The organism is Marinobacter shengliensis (assembly GCF_030297115.1).
Taxonomy (GTDB): domain Bacteria; phylum Pseudomonadota; class Gammaproteobacteria; order Pseudomonadales; family Oleiphilaceae; genus Marinobacter; species Marinobacter shengliensis.
In genome coordinates this window covers 504,842-522,435 of record NZ_AP028062.1, presented here as the reverse complement: position 1 = coordinate 522,435, position 17,594 = coordinate 504,842, and the positions used below count along the sequence as shown (strand labels likewise).

Annotated in this window: 15 protein-coding genes and 2 pseudogenes; 5 read left to right on the top strand and 12 right to left on the bottom strand. The window is 52.4% G+C overall.

Annotated elements, in window-relative coordinates; all coding sequences use genetic code 11:
• Positions 1-167: 167 nt before the first annotated feature.
• The 4 genes from QUE75_RS02330 (at position 168) to QUE75_RS02315 (ending at position 4,075) form a co-directional block, all read left to right on the top strand.
• Positions 168-833 (top strand): response regulator, encoded by a 666-nt coding sequence (locus QUE75_RS02330; protein ID WP_011786648.1) that lies wholly within the window; start codon positions 168-170, stop codon positions 831-833.
• Positions 823-2,148: an ATP-binding protein gene (locus QUE75_RS02325; RefSeq protein WP_011786649.1), complete on the top strand. Its 1,326-nt coding sequence runs from the start codon at positions 823-825 to the stop codon at positions 2,146-2,148. Before QUE75_RS02330 ends, QUE75_RS02325 begins: the two co-directional genes overlap by 11 nt.
• Positions 2,139-3,278, top strand: coding sequence for a helix-turn-helix domain-containing protein (locus QUE75_RS02320; RefSeq protein WP_022989540.1), 1,140 nt, complete (start codon positions 2,139-2,141; stop codon positions 3,276-3,278). Before QUE75_RS02325 ends, QUE75_RS02320 begins: the two co-directional genes overlap by 10 nt.
• A gap of 215 nt (positions 3,279-3,493) precedes the next feature.
• A complete protein-coding gene (locus QUE75_RS02315) occupies positions 3,494-4,075 on the top strand; it encodes a DUF6448 family protein (RefSeq protein WP_022989541.1) in 582 nt (193 codons plus the stop codon).
• A 107-nt stretch (positions 4,076-4,182) separates the two neighbouring features.
• On the opposite strand, the gene QUE75_RS20575 is transcribed toward QUE75_RS02315, so the two are convergent.
• From QUE75_RS20575 to QUE75_RS02305, 3 genes are all read right to left on the bottom strand, one after another.
• Positions 4,183-4,329, bottom strand: a complete 147-nt coding sequence (locus QUE75_RS20575; RefSeq protein WP_396631682.1) for a MipA/OmpV family protein — start codon at positions 4,327-4,329, stop codon at positions 4,183-4,185.
• Between the two features lie 116 nt (positions 4,330-4,445).
• Complete coding sequence (locus tag QUE75_RS02310) at positions 4,446-4,868, bottom strand: MipA/OmpV family protein (protein WP_286253397.1); 423 nt, start codon at positions 4,866-4,868, stop codon at positions 4,446-4,448.
• 105 nt (positions 4,869-4,973) lie between these two features.
• On the bottom strand, positions 4,974-5,414 hold the full coding sequence (locus QUE75_RS02305) for a hotdog fold domain-containing protein (protein ID WP_286253396.1): 441 nt from the start codon (positions 5,412-5,414) through the stop codon (positions 4,974-4,976).
• Between the two features lie 143 nt (positions 5,415-5,557).
• Here QUE75_RS02305 and QUE75_RS02300 point away from each other — a divergent pair, with 143 nt between their 5' ends.
• Entirely contained in the window at positions 5,558-6,172 is a 615-nt protein-coding gene (locus QUE75_RS02300) for a TetR/AcrR family transcriptional regulator (protein WP_286253395.1), read from the top strand.
• A gap of 1,110 nt (positions 6,173-7,282) precedes the next feature.
• Here the strand turns inward: QUE75_RS02300 and QUE75_RS02295 are convergent.
• From QUE75_RS02295 to QUE75_RS02260, 9 genes and pseudogenes are all read right to left on the bottom strand, one after another.
• Entirely contained in the window at positions 7,283-9,004 is a 1,722-nt protein-coding gene (locus QUE75_RS02295; RefSeq protein ID WP_286253394.1) for a hypothetical protein, read from the bottom strand.
• A 415-nt stretch (positions 9,005-9,419) separates the two neighbouring features.
• Positions 9,420-9,869, bottom strand: coding sequence for a hypothetical protein (locus tag QUE75_RS02290; protein WP_286253393.1), 450 nt, complete (start codon positions 9,867-9,869; stop codon positions 9,420-9,422).
• Between the two features lie 611 nt (positions 9,870-10,480).
• Positions 10,481-10,753, bottom strand: a complete 273-nt coding sequence (locus QUE75_RS02285) for a hypothetical protein (protein WP_286253392.1) — start codon at positions 10,751-10,753, stop codon at positions 10,481-10,483.
• A gap of 526 nt (positions 10,754-11,279) precedes the next feature.
• Positions 11,280-12,200 (bottom strand): lipid A deacylase LpxR family protein, encoded by a 921-nt coding sequence (locus QUE75_RS02280; protein WP_286253391.1) that lies wholly within the window; start codon positions 12,198-12,200, stop codon positions 11,280-11,282.
• Positions 12,201-13,316: 1,116 nt separating this feature from the next.
• Positions 13,317-13,427 (bottom strand): annotated as a pseudogene (locus tag QUE75_RS02275) (ATP-binding protein); the annotation flags it as partial.
• 27 nt (positions 13,428-13,454) lie between these two features.
• Positions 13,455-14,708: pseudogene (locus QUE75_RS02270) on the bottom strand (IS256 family transposase).
• 64 nt (positions 14,709-14,772) lie between these two features.
• Positions 14,773-15,102, bottom strand: coding sequence for a retropepsin-like aspartic protease family protein (locus tag QUE75_RS20570; RefSeq protein WP_396631681.1), 330 nt, complete (start codon positions 15,100-15,102; stop codon positions 14,773-14,775).
• 123 nt (positions 15,103-15,225) lie between these two features.
• A complete protein-coding gene (locus QUE75_RS02265) occupies positions 15,226-16,203 on the bottom strand; it encodes an XdhC family protein (RefSeq protein ID WP_286253390.1) in 978 nt (325 codons plus the stop codon).
• A 17-nt stretch (positions 16,204-16,220) separates the two neighbouring features.
• Positions 16,221-17,483: an amidohydrolase/deacetylase family metallohydrolase gene (locus QUE75_RS02260; protein WP_286253389.1), complete on the bottom strand. Its 1,263-nt coding sequence runs from the start codon at positions 17,481-17,483 to the stop codon at positions 16,221-16,223.
• Positions 17,484-17,594 lie beyond the last annotated feature (111 nt).

The window sequence follows — 17,594 nt, the reverse complement described above, 5'->3', positions numbered from 1 at the left end:
CACATCTCCTGCGATCGGTACCTGGAATATTCCCCCGAAGGCTAGCGCCCAAACCTGACAGCCAGCTGAAGGTCGGTGAAGAGAGATCGAAGCGTTATTGACCATTCAGGCTGTTGTCAGGTTCGAGCTGTAGTATCTTGATTTCAGGGCTGGGTCAGAGGTGAACAATGCGGGTTCTTTTGGTGGAGGATACGGCGGGATTGGGCGAGGCGGTCCGGGATCAGATTGCGGACGACGGCCACGCCGTGGACTGGGTGCAAACTCTGCGCTTTGCTGAGGCGAGTATCAGGACCACAGCCTACGACCTGATTCTGCTGGACCTGATGCTGCCCGACGGCCATGGCTTCGGCTTTTTGCGAACGATCCGGGCTACCGGAATAACAACACCGGTGATCATTCTGACCGCCAGGGATCAGGTGTCTGACCGGATTGAAGGATTGAATGCCGGTGCTGACGACTACCTGGTCAAACCCTTTGATCTTTCGGAGTTGTCGGCCCGCGTGGCCGCGGTGGCTCGCCGATATCGCGGCAATCCAAGCCCGATCATACAAGTGGGCGAGCTGATGATTGATCTTGGCGATCACCGCATCAGTCGCAACGGCCTGCCGGTAGAACTTACGGCACGGGAGTGGGCATTGTTTGAGGGCTTTATCCAGCGACCCGGAATGCTGTTATCGCGATCGCAACTGGAGGATCGTCTATACGCTTTCGGGGCCGAAATCGAAAGTAACACCATCGAAGTTTATGTCAGCCGTCTGCGTAAAAAGCTGGGGCGGGACGCTATCGTAACCGTCAGGGGAATGGGCTATCGCCTGGAAACACATGACCACTAGAACCAGCCTGCAAAAAACACTCGGTATCGGCCTGACACTCGGTGTCACCCTACTCTGGCTGTTGGGCGTGACCGCTTCGGGACTGGTGGCACAGCATGAAATGAACGAGGTCTTCGACAGTGCCCTGGAAGAAACCGCCCAGCGCATACTGCCACTGGCGGTCACCGACATCCTGAACCGTGAGAACGGCGCGGGCAATCAAAAGGCCCCAGCCCTGAAAGACCATGACGAATACCTGACCTATCTGGTACGGGACGAAGCTGGAAATATTCTGCTCCAGTCCCACGATGCCGACCCTGGCGTGTTTAGCAGGACCCCCGCGGAAGGGTTTTCAGATACTCTGACCCACCGGCTATATGGCGTATCTGCAGTCAGCAATACCATCTATCTTGAAGTGGCCGAACCCTTGGCGCACCGGCGTGAATCCGCTCTGGAGGCGGGATTAGCCTTACTGTTGCCTTTACTGGTGCTGATTCCGGTCAGCCTGTTGGGTGTCTGGTGGATTGTCCGGCTTTCCCTTCGTAAGGTGGTCGATTTTCAGCAAGACATTGAATCCCGCGGCGCGGGAGATCTGTCCCCTGTTGTAGAAGAGCAGTTACCCCGTGAATTTGAACCAATCGCCGGTGCCATCAACCGGCTGCTTGAGCGTTTGCATCGTGCTCTCGAATCAGAACGCAGCTTTACCGCCAACAGTGCCCATGAATTGCGAACTCCCCTGGCAACAGCGCTTGCCAAAGTGCAGCGACTGAAAACCAGAATGCCCGATGATTATCTCAAGAATGATGTTGCAGAAATTGAAGAAGCGTTACGCAGTCTCTCGGTGCTGTCCGGAAAACTGCTCGAGTTGGCAAAAGCAGAAGGTGGCGGTGCACTCTCACAAAGCCAGCAGGATCTTGTGCCCATCCTCGCGATGATTGCCCGGGATTTTGAGGCCCAGGCACCCGGGCGAGTTGTTTTATCCCTGCCGGAGCGCGAAGTGAACTCCTTTCTTGATCCCGATGCCTTCGCCATCCTGGTGCGTAACCTGATCGAGAATGCCCTTAAGCATGGTTCCCGTAGCGAGCCGGTGAAGATCAACCTGAACGATAATGGGGTTTTAAGGGTCTGCAATGGCGGTGCAAGAGTGCCACCGGAACAGCTCGCTCTTTTAAGAAACCGGTTTGCACGCGCCAAAACGGACGCTGCAGGTTCTGGCCTGGGCCTCGCGATTGCCGATGCGATTGCTAAAGGTGCCGGCATGACCCTGCATCTCAGATCGCCGGCAACAGGACGGCAGGATGGTTTTGAAGCGGAGCTGAATCTGGCATGTATCTGACACTCACCGACATTGTGCTGCTGACGAGCATCATTCAATCGCTGGCTCTTGCCGTTTTTCTCCTACTTCCATCCAACAGTGGGCTCATATCTAACCGACTCCTGGTTGCCACTCTGGTGTTCTTCGCCGCCGGGTTGGGAGAGATCTTCCTCTATGGCAGCGGGCTTGCGTTCCAGCACCCAAACTTCGCCTACCTCGGGACACTCATCGGGCTTCTGCAAGCAGGCACGCTCTATCTATATGCGCAATCGCTGATGTATCAGAACTTCCGGTTACGCGGGAAGCATCTCGTGCACACGTTGCTCTTCTGGGTGGTCGGCGCAATTTTTCTGGTTGAGTATTATTTGCAGCCGAGCGAGACCAAAATTCAGATTCTGCTTGAACGGGACCACCCGGGCGTACTTACCTCTCCCCTTCTTGCAGTCGCTATTCACGCGGTCTTTCTGGGCTACCTGTGCACGACGATTCGTGCGATCAACCGTTTCGGCCTTGGTATTCGACAGATTTTCTCGAGTATTGAAAACAAACAACTTGCGTGGTTACGGACGCTTCTGATCGGCTATGCAGTGGCCTGGACCGTAAGCATGTTTTACTGCCTTGCGGCGCATGTGTTTAGAAGCGTGCCTGGAACCGAGTGGGTGGCCGGCGCTGGCGCTGTAACGGGCTTCATTTTCATCAATTTTCTGATGATAAACTCTCTTCGCCAACCCGTTGTTTTCTCTGGATTGGCAGCAGACCAGGCCGCCTTGCTGGAAGAAGAGCCCACGCCGCAGTTTGATCAAACTTTAAAGGTCAGGCTCCAACAGTTAATGCACCAGGAAAAGCCCCACTTGCACCCCAACCTGACCCTGGAACAACTTTCACGGAAATTGGGCGCCCCTTCAAGAGAGGTTTCACGGGCCATTAACCAAGGCTTTGGCTGCAATTTCTTTGAGTTCGTCAGTCGCTATCGCATCGACGAGGCGAAATCGCGCCTGGCCGATGCAGCCAATCAGGCAAATATTCTGCAAACTATGTATGACTCTGGCTTCAACTCGAAGTCCGTATTCAACACTGCTTTCAAGAAAGAGACAGGATTTACCCCCAGTGAATATCGCCGACGAGCCCTGCAGGGCGATATCCGACCCTAGCCACGATCCTGAACCTGGCTACCCGGCGTTCGAGTACGCTCTCACCCGATACTGAAACCTCTATCCTTTTGAATTATATATTTTATTTCCAAACCATGGAATCGGTTCGGTTTCGTACTTGCGAACGATTCTTTGGCCTCCCTTCCGTACTCTGATTGCGAAACGCCACCAAACCCGGTGCTCGTGAAGCTCAACGCAATATGAAGAGGTCATGTATGAAAACCAAATTACGCAAAACCGCTGTTCCCGCAGTGGCCGCAGCAATCTTCAGCCTGATGTTTGCCGGTAGCGCCCAAGCTCATTGTGATGCTCTGGACGGTCCCGTGATTACCGAAGCCCGTGCGGCACTGGAGTCAGGCAATGTTAAGCCCTTGCTCAAATGGGTGCCGGCAAAGGATGAGGCCGAAATCAAAAGGGTATTCGCCGATGTGCGCCAAGTCCGCGGGCAAAGCGAAACTGCGAAAAACATTGCCGATCAGCATCTGTTCTCGACGCTCGTTGAGGTTCATCGTGCCTCCGAAGGCGCACCCTTTACCGGCATCAAGCCTTCCGGACAGATTGATCCGGGTTTAATGGCGGCGGATGCGGCGTTGGAAAACGGGCAAATTGATCGCCTCGTGGCAAATATAACCCGCAAGATCGAGAACGGTATTCGTGAGCGTTATCATGAGGCTCAGCGTGCAAGGGCCATGGCTGATCAAAGCGGCGATAAGGGGCGTGCCTTTGTCGCTGACTACGTCAATTACATTCACTATATAGAGGGCGTGCATGGCGCTGCTGGAGGGCAGGGGCACTAATTCCTATCTTCACGCAGACGCAAAGCAGGCTGACGGCCTGCTTTGCGTTGTATTCATTTCCAGTTTCGCCTTCGGCTGAATTGGTACCATCATTCTATTAAGGCGCATCAAAAAACATAAATGAAGCCAACACCAATCTCCGCTTCATAATCATTCCGGGATATCGGGCTATCTGAGACGTCACTCCCATAAACTTCGTAAAGAGCTTCGCCGAAGATCTGCCGTGGAACGTTGCAGCCGCGCCAATTTCCCATCCAGTGCCATCAGGCTGGCAAGCCAGGCAGGTTCCTGCGCCGAAAACCCCCAACGTACCGATCTCTCCCGCTGAAACACGACCATCCAGGAAGTAACGCCAGTTTTCTGCAAGAGCCTAACGCACCTCAAGCAACACTGCCGCTCCAGAACTTGATTCACCCAGGCCATCCAGTCTGCCATCCTCGGAATCACCCTCTTCCCGGCCTTCTTCGTAGCCTACCGAGGCTTGAATCAACCACGCATCCCTGGCCAGTGTTCGCCACCCAATGGCCTCACCTGCCCAGAAAAAAAGGTGGTCACCCGTTCGCCACTGAACACCCCCAGCCGGATCGACCTCAAGCTCGAACTCGTCTGAACCCTCATAAGCCGTCTCATACTCAACGCCCAGGCCAAGCCCAACACCCCAGCCATCGCCATCGGTAAAATCAACGACAGAGGGAAGCGGAACCAGAGGGGTTCTCGTCTCCGTCGCATTTACCAATCCAAAACAAGAAATTGCGCCAAGAAATGTGGCGGTTTGCAGAACTGCTTTTTTCATGGTTTTTCCCTCATCAAATCCTGAGGGGTTATACGACATACGCATCATTATGGATGCATATTTTAGAGAGGCTGCCGGGCCATAAGCCCGACATTCAAATATCTATTACCCCAGTTTTACGTTCATGGTGATTTCTGCAGTGAATACCGTTTGCCCGTCTTCGTCGATGACAGAAACCGGAACGATTTTTTGTCCCGCACTATCCCAGGCAATTCCTTCTCCGTTTGCGATCGCGCGCAGGTCGGTTTTCGCTTTGGCCAGGTAATTCACGCTCATTGACTGAGGAATCCATCGGGCACCGCTCGGAATTGTCGCATCAGTCATCAGGCCAGCGACTAACTCGGCGGCGTTGCACATGGCAATGGCGTGGACCGTTCCCAGGTGGTTTGTGATTTCCTTCCTGAATGGCACCTTCGCCTCGGCGTAGCCTTGCTTCAATTCGACAAGCGTTGGCTGGATAGTGCTGAAGTAAGGCGCTTGCTGACACATCATGCTGGAAAAACTTTCGGCACCAAAGGCGTTGAATGCTGCGAGTGCTTGGCTCATAAATCGTGATCTCCATGATATTTGGTAGCGACAAGTTACTAAACAGAATAATATTCTGTAAAAGAATAATGTTCTGTTTATGGAGGGGCTGTCAAGGAGTAAACTGCCGTATTAATCGATACAGGAATGAGCAAGAGCCCTTTATGCCTGACGACGATATTCTCGAAAAGCCGTTCCCAGGGCGCAGATCTGCGCTGAAGCGGAACATTCTTGAGAACGCCCTGGCTTGCTTCAATGAGCTTGGCGTGGAAGCCACGACCATCGACACCATCAAGGTTCGGTGTGGCGCCAGTGTTGGTGCTATCTACCATCATTTCGGAAACAAAGAAGGCATTCTGAGCGCCCTATTCTTCTGTGCGCAGGATAATCAGAGAGCGAAACTGACATCAGCTCTGGAGACGGCGGAAACACTGAAAGAAGCTGTCCACGTTATCGTTAAAAGTTATGTGGACTGGGTAACGAGTTACCCGGAGTGGGCTCGTTTCCTTTTTCAGGCACGATCCGCTGTGGCTAAAGGGCCACATCAGCAGCAACTCAGAGAGCGCAATATTGAAAACTACCGTGAGCTGAGGGAGGTGTTATTCAGGCTGGATTCCGGCGCGAATGAGATTATTCAATGCCAGGAATTGCTTCCATCTCTGATCATCGGGCCGGCGGAGAACTTTTGCAGGGCCTGGCTTTCCGGGCGGATCCAGACGTCACCCCTCGAGTATCGGGAACAGTTTGCGGAATCGGCCTGGCGGTCCATTCATAGGTAAGGGCCTGATAATGGCGTTGGAGTCGGGCAGTACCCCGCCCTTATATACATGCTCAGTAGCCTGCGACCGACGAAAGGCTTGAATCCTGCCCTGACTATTCTCCGGCCTTTCTGGCCGATGCTTCTCATTACCGTATCAGGATCTGCCGATGTCTGACCCCTCCTAGTCGCATTAAAGGAGCACCCTCACATCATCGAAGACCGGTCTGAAACGGCAGAAAAACTTGCCGCCCAATCATTCATCCTATTGTACTTGGCAGTACTCATTGATTTTTTAAATAGAAATTAGAAAAATCAATATAACCATATGTTTTTTAATGAAAATATTGGATAACACAATATTGTGAGTCTGTTTGGTAAGTAGGCTGACGAAGTGGCCAAAGGCAAGTATCATCAGTCCATCGCCTTTCTTTAGGCGATAAAAAACCCCAGGACCGAAGCCCTGAGGTTTTACCAAGCGGCAGGGGCCTTCCGCCAAGAATAACCCCCTACCTATATCCACACAGCCAGTAAGACTGATGGGTTGAGAATAGTACAAAACGAGACGCTTGTATGCCAATACCCTTTGGATCTATCGTCCCGTGATCGTAACGCCTCTTACCGTCACCTCACTGGCTATCTCGTACAGGAGATCAGCCATGGTCATCAGACCCGCTGTCTACGTTCGAGCCTACTTCCGAATGGTCAACGGCACGCTTCAGCGTGTTTGCGCCCATTTCCGGAGTTGGCCAAACCGCTAAATGAGGATGATGCCGAGGGCATCCCTGGGCATCGCTAGAATCTTTTCATTGATGTGAGGTGACGCATGTCCAAAAAATACCGAAGCGCTGTAACAGGCCGTTATGTAACCGAGACCTTTGCCAAGAAACACCCGCGGGAAACCGTCGGTGAAAAGAGTAAACCGTCTCGGAAGAAAAAATAACGAAGTCGGCACAAGGACGTGCCCTGGAACCCGCTTCAGGCTCTGGTGGTCTCCCAAGTACACTGCGCATAATCGGCGTTACGTTAAGGTCGCGAAGCGAATATTCAGATCCAAGCCCGAGGGGCTCGTCTTGAGGGCCTTGTGCAGCATAGCTATGGAGGCAAGCCCATGTTCGACAACACCGATTTGCTAGGCTTCATTGGCATTGTCTTTATTAGAATCAGCCAGAAGGATATTCTCCCAGCGTATTTGATCGTTGTTCTCGAAAAACTCATTTTCGAATAATCTTAACCCCTCGTGTTCGGGGTAATTTTCTACCGCCCTTGAAATATAAAGTTTGGCTTCCTCAATACTACCATTATCTCGATAGCGCTCAGCTAACTCTAGAAGAATACCCGCCTCCAGAACTCTGGGCGCTCGAAAACCTTGCTTATTGTCCCTAGTCTTAAAATACCTATTAATTACTTCCTGATGCTCACAAAAACTCCACTGAGGGGTAATATTGAAAAGCAGATTCATGAAAGCTGCTTCGGAGCTTGGTTCTGAAATTTCACCCCTATACTTTTCATTTATCTTTCTGAGTCCTGGCATGCGATTTTCTTCGGAGAGAAGGCCGTTAAAAATAAAATACAGGGCGAGAAAAGGTCTGCGTTCCTTTTTCTTTAACGTTGGAATAAGATTTTCAACTTCCTCTAATACAGCGGTTAAGTCTGTAACTAAAGCACCAGGTTCCTTTAAAAGATAAGAGCCTAGCTGACTTAAGAATCCCTCAAGCTTTCTGGGTGCTGAATTTCGATCCATGCCTTTGACGTTGCCGACCCAATACTGGGGAGCCAAAGGAGCTTGAACAATTCCAGACCTCTCCAAGTGGTAATCATGCACTTCTTTTTTAATTGTAGGTTGGCGTCTTATGAACTCCAAAATCACATGCCGAACAATTCTAGAAAGCCCTTGCAAAGTCAGCCAGGTTTCTCTATCTACCCGACAGGTTTCTGAAAAGGAAGAGCCCATAGTAAGAAGTTTGGGAAGTTGTTTAAGATTATGAATATATTTAGATCGAGCACGGTATGCTATATTTAGAGCGCCAGGTAGCTCTTCTCGTGTGACTGGATTCAAAAGCCCGTTAACTTCCTCTCTAAAAAAAGAAGGACCAAGATTATTCAATGTGAAAACACGAAATCGACGAGCCAGAGCGGTATGTTCAATCTCCAATATTGCAGTCCGCACATTTTCTATGGTTTTCTCGTTTGCCGACACTAGTGCACGGTCTATTTTAGTTCTTTTTTTGGGGTCGAAATCTTCCCAAGTTGCTTCGTGCTCATCGAAATCTTGAGCTAAGGATTCTACGGAGGCAACCAATAAGGTATAAGCTAGCTCCAAGTCATCAGAAATTCTATGCATTCCTGTAACATAAGTTTTGATTGCTCTCATAACTCCCAAAAAGGTTTTTCTTTTTAACCCAATCAATTGGTTCACAAAACTTATGAAATTCACCTCATCGTCGTGGTTCGCCCATACTTCCCTATCGAACACTCTTCTAACTAACCTATTTGGAGTCTCAGGAGTAGAAGGACTTCGCCTTGAGCTTAGCAGCCTATCTGTTAGTTCATAATCAGGCGTGGCAATACAATTCAGAGCAAAGGATAGAATCGTCGAGAAATCAGAAATGTATGGATCAACACCATGAGATATCAGTACACCCGGCCCATTTTCTTGAGATTCTATAAGCTCAGAAAATTCGTAAACTAATGCAAGGGAATTGCCTAAATTCGATGTTGGGAGAATTGTTCCGGCGTCGGTTTCAATTTCTCGCTCCCGCCGCAGCTTTAAATTTGTGTAGATTACACCACGCAGATGGTTCTCATGCTCGGCTTCTCTTTGGAACAATTTACCTGAACCTATCTGTAGCAATACTCCCCCTACCGCGACTTACCTTCCTATTTGCCCAACAGCAATTAGACAGCACGCTTTATCATTAAAAACTGATTACGTCACTATTATCACTGACTTTCAATCATCAATCACGCCGCAATTAAATTCAGAAATAAATGGCTTATTCGAACATGATCATCGCTGCCATTCGATCGTTTAGCGTCTGCATTTGCACTGCCAACCATATTGTATGAGAAAACTGTACTTAGTTAGGAGGCTTTGGAGCATAGCTCTGACATGAATATTCACCTTTATAAGGAATTCCAGGAGCCTGGCCGGTCGCACAGCAAACATTCTGTTTTGGCAATCATGTCGGCAGTATGCGCGGCTTTGGAATGGAGGTGAAGCAGCAACGTAAAGCCGTCGCCGTGCCTGAGATGGTTATGGGCCATGCCTATTTTAGCTGGAAATTACAGTCGAAATTCGTAGACCGCGCCTTTACTCCGCTTCTCGGCGCTCCATAGGTTCCGTATGCGTTGACTTGAGACCCAACAACTTTCTGCATTCCAATGTGTATCGCATACGTCCAAACCCCCGCGGCATTTCCATTATTTCCGGGGGCTTCTACAACAATTATTAATCCAGGATTCTGCGCGAGGACATAGCCCATTTTTTCATCAATACTGATTTGGTCAGGAGGAGTAAACGTGAATTTCCACGTAGACCCAAACTTTTCCGCTGTCGTCCAAACGCCGCCCGATTGGTCTTCACGAAAATCTGTTGCGTCGCGATATCCATGCGTATTCACATCTTTGCATATCGCATCGAATGCCGGATTTTGGCCTTGCCCGAAAGCAAATGTCCCGGTGGCCGTGAGAACCAGTCCAACGATCAATGTTCTCATACCTATTTCCTCGGCATTGCCCTGACGTAATCTAATAAGGCAAACAGCAGGGGCGCGACGAAAGGAGCGTCCCTTGCCCGTATCTGTTATGCCTAGCTCTCAGGCAGCTCCCGGATAGCTCGCCGAATGTCTGATTCAGCATCATCCAACTCACGGATTGCTCGATCGATATCTGAGCGTCCTTCACCTGACCGGTTCCTCGCGCTCTGAAGAGCCGAAATTGCGTCTTCAAGTGCACTCAGGGCTCTTTTCATCCGTCTTTTCGTGTCCATTTATCCCCCCATCGTAACAATATGAACTACTTACCGAACTGACACGGTGTGTTAGGCGACTCCGCAGGCCAGGCTCACCACCAGAAGCGCTGCCTGAATTACTAGCAGAACTAAGCAGCTGTTCTCTGACAAATTCGACAGCCGGTACTGCAACAGGGAATGTTTAATGTCCTTTTCTCGCTGTTCATCAGTGAGCTTTTCCGGATCCCCAGACATTACATTGCCGATACGGAAATACATCTTCTTCATTGCAAGATAGTTACTAATGGGTAACAAAGTAGCCGAACACTTAAAAATATCGACTGAAAAAGACCGAAAACTCGTTATTTCAAAGATAAATCAATAAGTTAAATTCGTAGATAATCTTTCGGGAGTTGCGTTGACCGGTGTTCGGATACAAAGTTTCGCATTAGTAAATGTCAACAACGCAATTGATAATAGAGCAAGCACGACCACAAAGACCTTGATTTTCGAAAGATTATCGGCAGCAACCAAGGTGGCAGCTGCGAGAATCAATCCATTCACAGTAAGAAGGGCGTTCCACAAACCATAGCTTGCCTGGAGGTAGCGTTCGATTACTTGTTCTCGTCGAGCTTCGTGCTGATCCTGCATACGCTCTTACCTAACAGCTTATTTAGTCTGGATTAGCACTAAACCCAGTCGGCTTCTTCATTCTAGATCTGAATCACAATGCAAATTTTCAGTCCAGTTCAAAGGGATACTAGCTGCCTTTCCGCTATTCTGCGAAGCTAGGCTCTCTCAAAAGGTTGCACACGGCTTATCCGTGCACATTTCTGCAATTAAAATCCAGAGGGCTGAAAAAGCTTTTCGTTAAAACAATGAGCTACAAGGATTCCTTGTGAAAAGTGCACAGCACCGTGCAAATTAAACTAGGAGCATTTTGCGGATTTGAGGTATTTTCATTGTATGCCCATAAATTCTACAGACACCTATGCCGACCAAAAGCCCTCACAGAAACTCAGCTTTAGACCAATTCGTTTGCTCCAGACAGGATGGATTTCTTAAGTTTGAGCCAAGAAAACGGACTTGAATTGAGTGCGAAGCGAATGTTCGCTTTTGTTTAACAGCGGGAACAAGCGCCACCACATCCCGTAAGCAACGGGCAAAACCAACCTTTCTACAATTCCCAAGAAACTGACAGCGTCCCAAAGCTGAAGTTGTCTTTATGACGCTCGTCTTCACTGGTTGAGGCACGCAGTGTGACCGAGGCCAGCAGGTGATCCCACTGCCAGGTAGCGCCCAGACCAAGCTGACCAATCAACGGCCCCTCGTCAAAACGATAAGCCCCGGCATTGTCATCGATGTAGGAATAGCCTACATACTCCAGCCCCAGCCCCACATATACTGACCAGCTACTGCCTGAATCCTTGAACGAGCCCGGCAAAGCGATGGTTGAGGATGTACCAGCGTAGTCCGGCACAAAATTTATAGGAAGGTGTCTGCCAAGCTGCCAGACCAACCCGGTTTTAGCGGAGGTTCGAAAACTCGACAGTAGTCCGGATCCGATCACCGACAAACGCTGTTCAATGTCGCCGCCCTGCCCGGCTTGCAACAGTTTTCGGCCATGCGCAGCCTGTATGCCACCCACCACATCGGTTCCAAGCTGATTCCCCCACCCTTGCGGCTTGTCGCTTCCAGTGGCTTTGTGCACCCATTTCTGAACCGACTCGGCACCGCTTTCGGGCCCAATAACACCAATGTGAGCACCAAAGCCGGTAATCGTATCGGCGTTCCAGCTCCAGAGTGTGCCGCTGAGCGACAGGTGGCCGGCATAGGGAATGTCGTCGAATTGGGGATCCTCAACCGTGATATCTTCAGGTGTGACCATGAATTGCCGCAAACTCAGGCTTACCGCCTGCTTTGAATCAGCAGTTCCAATACCTGGCAGATAGCGCAGCTCATCACGCAGAATCCGGGCAAATCTTGCCGACTTTCCATCGTTCTCGTCAGCGGTGTCTGTCAGATACGAAAAGCGTACCCCGTTTGTATAGCCGCGATCGGTTCCGGTAAGCAGGTCGTTATCCCAGGACAGGTTCACGACTTCAGCCTTCAGGCTGGTTGGGAAAACACTAATGACGAAAAACAGCAGGAGGGCACATCCGCAGCGACAACTCAAATCCAGTCTCTCCGGTTGATACAAGAGTTAACAAGCATGGCCTATGTCGAGTCATACCGTTACAACGGCCACTCAATCAGATGTGCAGACTAAGTCGCTTTCCCTCGCTTTTCTAGCTCCCTCCCATCGACGCGGTCAGCTCTTCCGGATTAACGTGCCGCCGGACGAGATAGAACACCCGATACTTGGAAAAGTTCAGCTGTAGTCAATCGACCTGACAGATACTGGCTCTTTAGCTATTGGTAGTCTGAACTCTACACTCTACTCTAGTCGCCCCGAGTGTCAGCTATGTGGTTGCCGAATCCCCCCGTTACTCTTGATAACCTCTGATGCGGCCAACCCTTGACTGTTAACGAGTGCCGATGGGTGATACTCTCTCGCAAAATATAGCTTTCTACAGGCGGACTCTCGGACTACCCCGCTCGACAACTGTCCAATTTCGGACAGTTAAAACCAGACATTTTTTCTGAGCTTGAAGTTCGCATAGTAAACTGTAAAGCTAGAAATTAAGCAGCTGGGGCAGTGGTCATTCTGTCCAGGTAGAGCCATCTCCAACCTGACAAATGCGTGCCCAAACTTGGGATAAAACGTGTAACTAGCGGTGTTAACAGAACTTTTTTGAACTTCCGCCCAGCCTGCAAGTTACTGACGAACAACGATTTAGACCCACCGACCTCACTCCAAACCGACCCCAATCGGCGCCCTCCGGAGGCAGAGGTCAGAGGTTCGAATCCTCTCGGGCGCGCCATACATATGAAAGTCTTGCGTGAAAGCGCAGGTCCTTTTTTTGACTTGTTCCCAAACGGTGCCCTGATAGTGCTTTATTAATTAAGGCAGCAGGACAGGCCCCTAACATTCTGACCTTTGCACTGCCCTCCTCCAAGCTTACTCAGGCACCGAAAAACTCCCTTCAATTATGCTCATTGCAGCAGAAGCCTCAACATCGTTATGACTATACCCGTATCTTAATCTCTCTTTTTTGCGTAAACCGCTGAAGGTTGCCACCCATCGGAACGTAGCGACGCGGGGTTTCTTTTCTTACGCCGAAGTCTCGGTGGTCGTCAACTTTGCCTGTTGTTTTCGCATGGACTCGCCCCGCAGATTGATCTTGTAGGCGTTGTGAACGAGCCGGTCCAGAATGGCGTCAGAGTTATTGTCAAATCTGGTGTATGACCATCAAGCGGCGTCTCTGTCAGGTTGACCATCCACCCGCTCTCCATCCCGAAACTGAACGTTGTTCACGACCAGCTTCAGTTGGTTGAACCCCTTAATCCGCTTCCAGCGTTTCTGGGCGGATTGGAGCAATTTGAACACCATCGATAACGTGGTGTCGCGGTTGCCACAGAACCGGCTTCGCTTGGTCCTCAGCCTGACTGTGGCGAAGGTAGATTCAATGGGATTCGTGGTCCTCAAGTGAATCCAGTGCGCTGCCGGGAAGTCGTAAAAGGCCAGTAGTTCATCCCGGTCCTTTTCAAGGTTTTCCATGGCCTTCGGGTACTTGTCCCGGAATCGCCTTAACGTGCTGTCAAAGGCTTTGTGAGCGCCATCACGGGTCTCCGCCAGATAGATTTCATGCAGGTCTGACTTCACCTTCGGCTGTACGGACTTGGGCAGCTTGTCCAGCACGTTGGCAGTCTTGTGAACCCAGCACCTCTGGTGCCGGGTATCCGGAAACACCTTGCTAAGCGCTTTCCAGAAGCCCAAAGCCCCGTCGCCTACGGCCAGCTTGGGCGCATTGTCCAGGCCGCGTTCCCGCAAGCCGGTGAGTAGCTCTCACCAGCTGGCTTCGGACTCGCGGTGGCCGTCTTCCACCGCGACCAGCTCCTTGTGGCCATGCTCTGTGACCCCGATGATCACCAGCAGGCAAAGCCGATCATCCAGGCGAACATTGCTGTAGACACCGTCTGCCCACCAGTAGACGTAGCGCTTCTGGCCCAGACCACGGCGACGCCAATCCTCGTGCTCCTTCAGCCACCGCGCCTTGAGCCGCGACACCGTGTTGGCGGACAGGCCCTTGGCCTGCTCGCCAACCAGGGCACTCAGGGCTTCCTGGAAATCGCCAGAGGAGACACCGCGCAGGTAGAGCCAGGAGATGAGTTCATCCAGACTCTGGGCCCGCTTCAAATACGGTGGCAGGAGCTGACTGTTGAAGCGAATGCCGGAGCCGCTGCGGTCCCGAACCTTGGGCACCTGAACGTCAACATCTCCAACGCCTGTCTGGATCGTGCGCTTGGGCAGGTGTCCGTTGCGGACCACCGCCTTGCGACCATCGGGGGTCGACACATCGGCATACTGATCCAATAGCCCCTGAAGCTCAGATTCGACAGCCCGCGCAATCAGGTCACGGGCACCTTGTCGGATCAGGTCGTGCAAGGGATCGTTCGTGGTCGCCTCTGGTTGTGAAAGAGCATGCAGGTTAGACTTGGACATGGCGTATCCATCCTCTGTTGGTTGTGATCTTGGCGGTGATCAACCAACAGGATACGCCACCCTTTCAGCCTGCTTCCATACACCAGAAATCACCATAACTCCCCGATTGCTGAGAGAAGTTTAGCTGTCTAAGGACGCTCATCCCCAGTAATACCATTTCGGGGTCCATGGCGGGACTGATAGTGCCAGGCACATGATTGAACCTCATATTCCCCATGCGGAGCTCCGGTATGGTCGTACTCCATACCTTAACTGTGCCAGCCGCCGTCTGTGCAATACCTGGCTGTCCTCGACTAAGGCCTGCTTTTTGGGCTACGGCTTCTGAGACGGATACCGTTGTAGCGCCGGTGTCCAGAATGAAGGTGGCTTTGTGATTATTTATGGTGCCGTTCACCAGATAATGACCTTGGCGATTGGCTTTCAGTTGAATTTCGGCAACTCCGCCACAGGTGTGACTGACCAGTTATTGATTTGAGTTGGGCCGCTGTGACTCCAACCTATCGAAAAAATGTGCCGGTTAACTGAGCGCCGGCGGGCAACTCCGGACATCACGGAGGCTCCCGGAGCCCGGAACAAGCAGCGGACGATCAACTGACCGATATGCCCGGGTCATTTCCGCCAGTATCGACAGGGCGATTTCAGACGGTGTCTGGGCACGAATAGCCAGTCCGGCGGGCCCGTGCAGGGACTCGGCCCAATCGCCCAGCCCCTGCTCGTGCAGATGTTCAAGTCGTCGGGCATGGGTCCGATGGCTTCCGAGGGCGCCGAGGTAGTAACAGCGGCTCCCGAGGAGCGATTTCAGGATAGGCATTTCCCAGTCGTGGTCATGAAACATGGTGACGGCCGCCGTCCAGGGGTCCGGCGCCGGGCAGGCAAACGCCCGCGCTGTGGGCAACTCAAATGTGGCCGCACCGGCCTGAGCGGCCACCTCAAGTGTTCCGGCATCAGGCGAGAACATCATGACCTCGTGCCCACTGGCCACCGCCACCTGACTCAGGGCCATGGCGTTGAGCCCCTGCCCGATCACCACCAGCCGCTGGCGGGGATACAGCCAGCGCCGGAACACGCCCTCAGGTGGCGGGATGGTCTCAGCATCGATCACCACACGGGAGGTCGAGGCCCGGGTATCAATCTCCAGCGCCACCGGGCGGCGGACTTCATGCAGCTCCAGCAGGTTTGCCAGGCTGTCCCCATCTGTCCGGACATCAATATAGAACTCAACGTCTGCCCCACAAGGCAAGCGAATGTCCAGATAAGCTGACCCGGCGCCCAGGCGCAACCATCGGTTCCGGTCCACCCTGATGGCTTCGAGCGCCTCGTGAACAATCAGTTGGTCGGCACAACCGGTGCCCGTAAGACTCCCCACACAGTTACCTTGACCGCTGATGACCATCTGGCTGCCCAGTGACCTGGGTGCGGAACCCCGGCGGTTGACCAGGGTGACCAGTGCGACTGCCTCGCCCTGGCCCAGGAAATCCCGGGCTGCCGCGAGCACAGATACCTCATCGGGAATCAACCGGCCAGATCCATTGGCTCGACCACCACTGGACTGTCCACGTCGAAACGAATTCCTTCACGAAGCATGAACAGGGGTCTGAGTGCTTCCGACGCGTTGACGGTCACGCCACTGTTATCCGTCAGGGTAAACCGGCCCCTGACCTGCTCCAGCACCGACACGTCGGCAATCTGGCCAACCGAAAGGCTGCCCACTTCATCATCAATGCCCAGCATGCCGGCGGCATTACTCGTCACCGTGGCAATCACTTCGTTCAGCGACACACCCAGTGCCAGCAATTCAGTCATGGCGTGGGTGAGACAGAAACGGGTCTTGCCGAAGAACGGGCTGGCTTCCCGGTTCGCGGTCTTCGCCTGACCGGCGTCGGTGTTATAACCGTGCATATCGGCCCCGAGGGTATTGGGGAGGATACCGGCATCAATCACCTTGCGCGCCATCTCAAAGCTGAAATGGGAGCCGTGGCCCACATCCACGCGCAAGCCCCGGTCCAGTCCCGCGCGAATGATCGGATGCAGCTCTCCGGTCTTGCTGGAGATAAACCCGCCCGGGTGCCGGGTGAAGGGATGCGCAAGAATGTCACCTTCCTTCATCAGCGGCACCAGCTCTTCTATCACCGTGTCGGGATCATCAATGCCTTTACCGGCTTCTGGCCATATCTGGCCCAGGTGAATGTACAAGGGTACGCCAATGCCCCGGGCGATATCCCGGGCCTGCTTGATCACGTCCATGCCCCAGCGTGATTTGCCGCCAACTTCGGCATGGGCCTTGATGCCCTTGACCAGGTCCCGGTTGGCCAGGCCCACCTCTATCGTCCGCTTCACATCAACGTCTTCCGGACTGTAGAGCTGCGGGTAGTGATGCCCCTCCAGTCCGCCCACGAGGTATGCGGACAGGAAACACAGAACACGGCTGTGGGCGGGTTCGGAGATGTAATGGCGAAAGGCCGGCAGCGTCATCAGGCTGGGCCCGCCCTGATCCACCAGGGTCGCCACACCGGCCTGCACACCGCAACGATCCGGATTGAGCCCGAAGCGCCCGGTCACATGCTCGAACACATGTGCATGGGTATCGATCAGACCGGGGGTTACGAGGCGGTTCTCCGCGTCAATGACCTCCTCGGCCAGATCCGGGTTAATACCCGCTTCCACCGCCGCAATGCGACCGTCCTTGATGGCGACATCCAGAACGCCATCGCTCCGGTTCGCAGGATCAACAACGCGCCCCGACTTCAGCAGCAGGTCGTAGGGTTTACGTTCCATAAGCCTTCTCCTCTCTGTAGGCGCGCGAGCGGCACGGGTATTGCTTTCGCTCTTCATCTGACGCCGCGACATCAAAAAAATTATGCAGTACACGAACTAATAGTATACAGT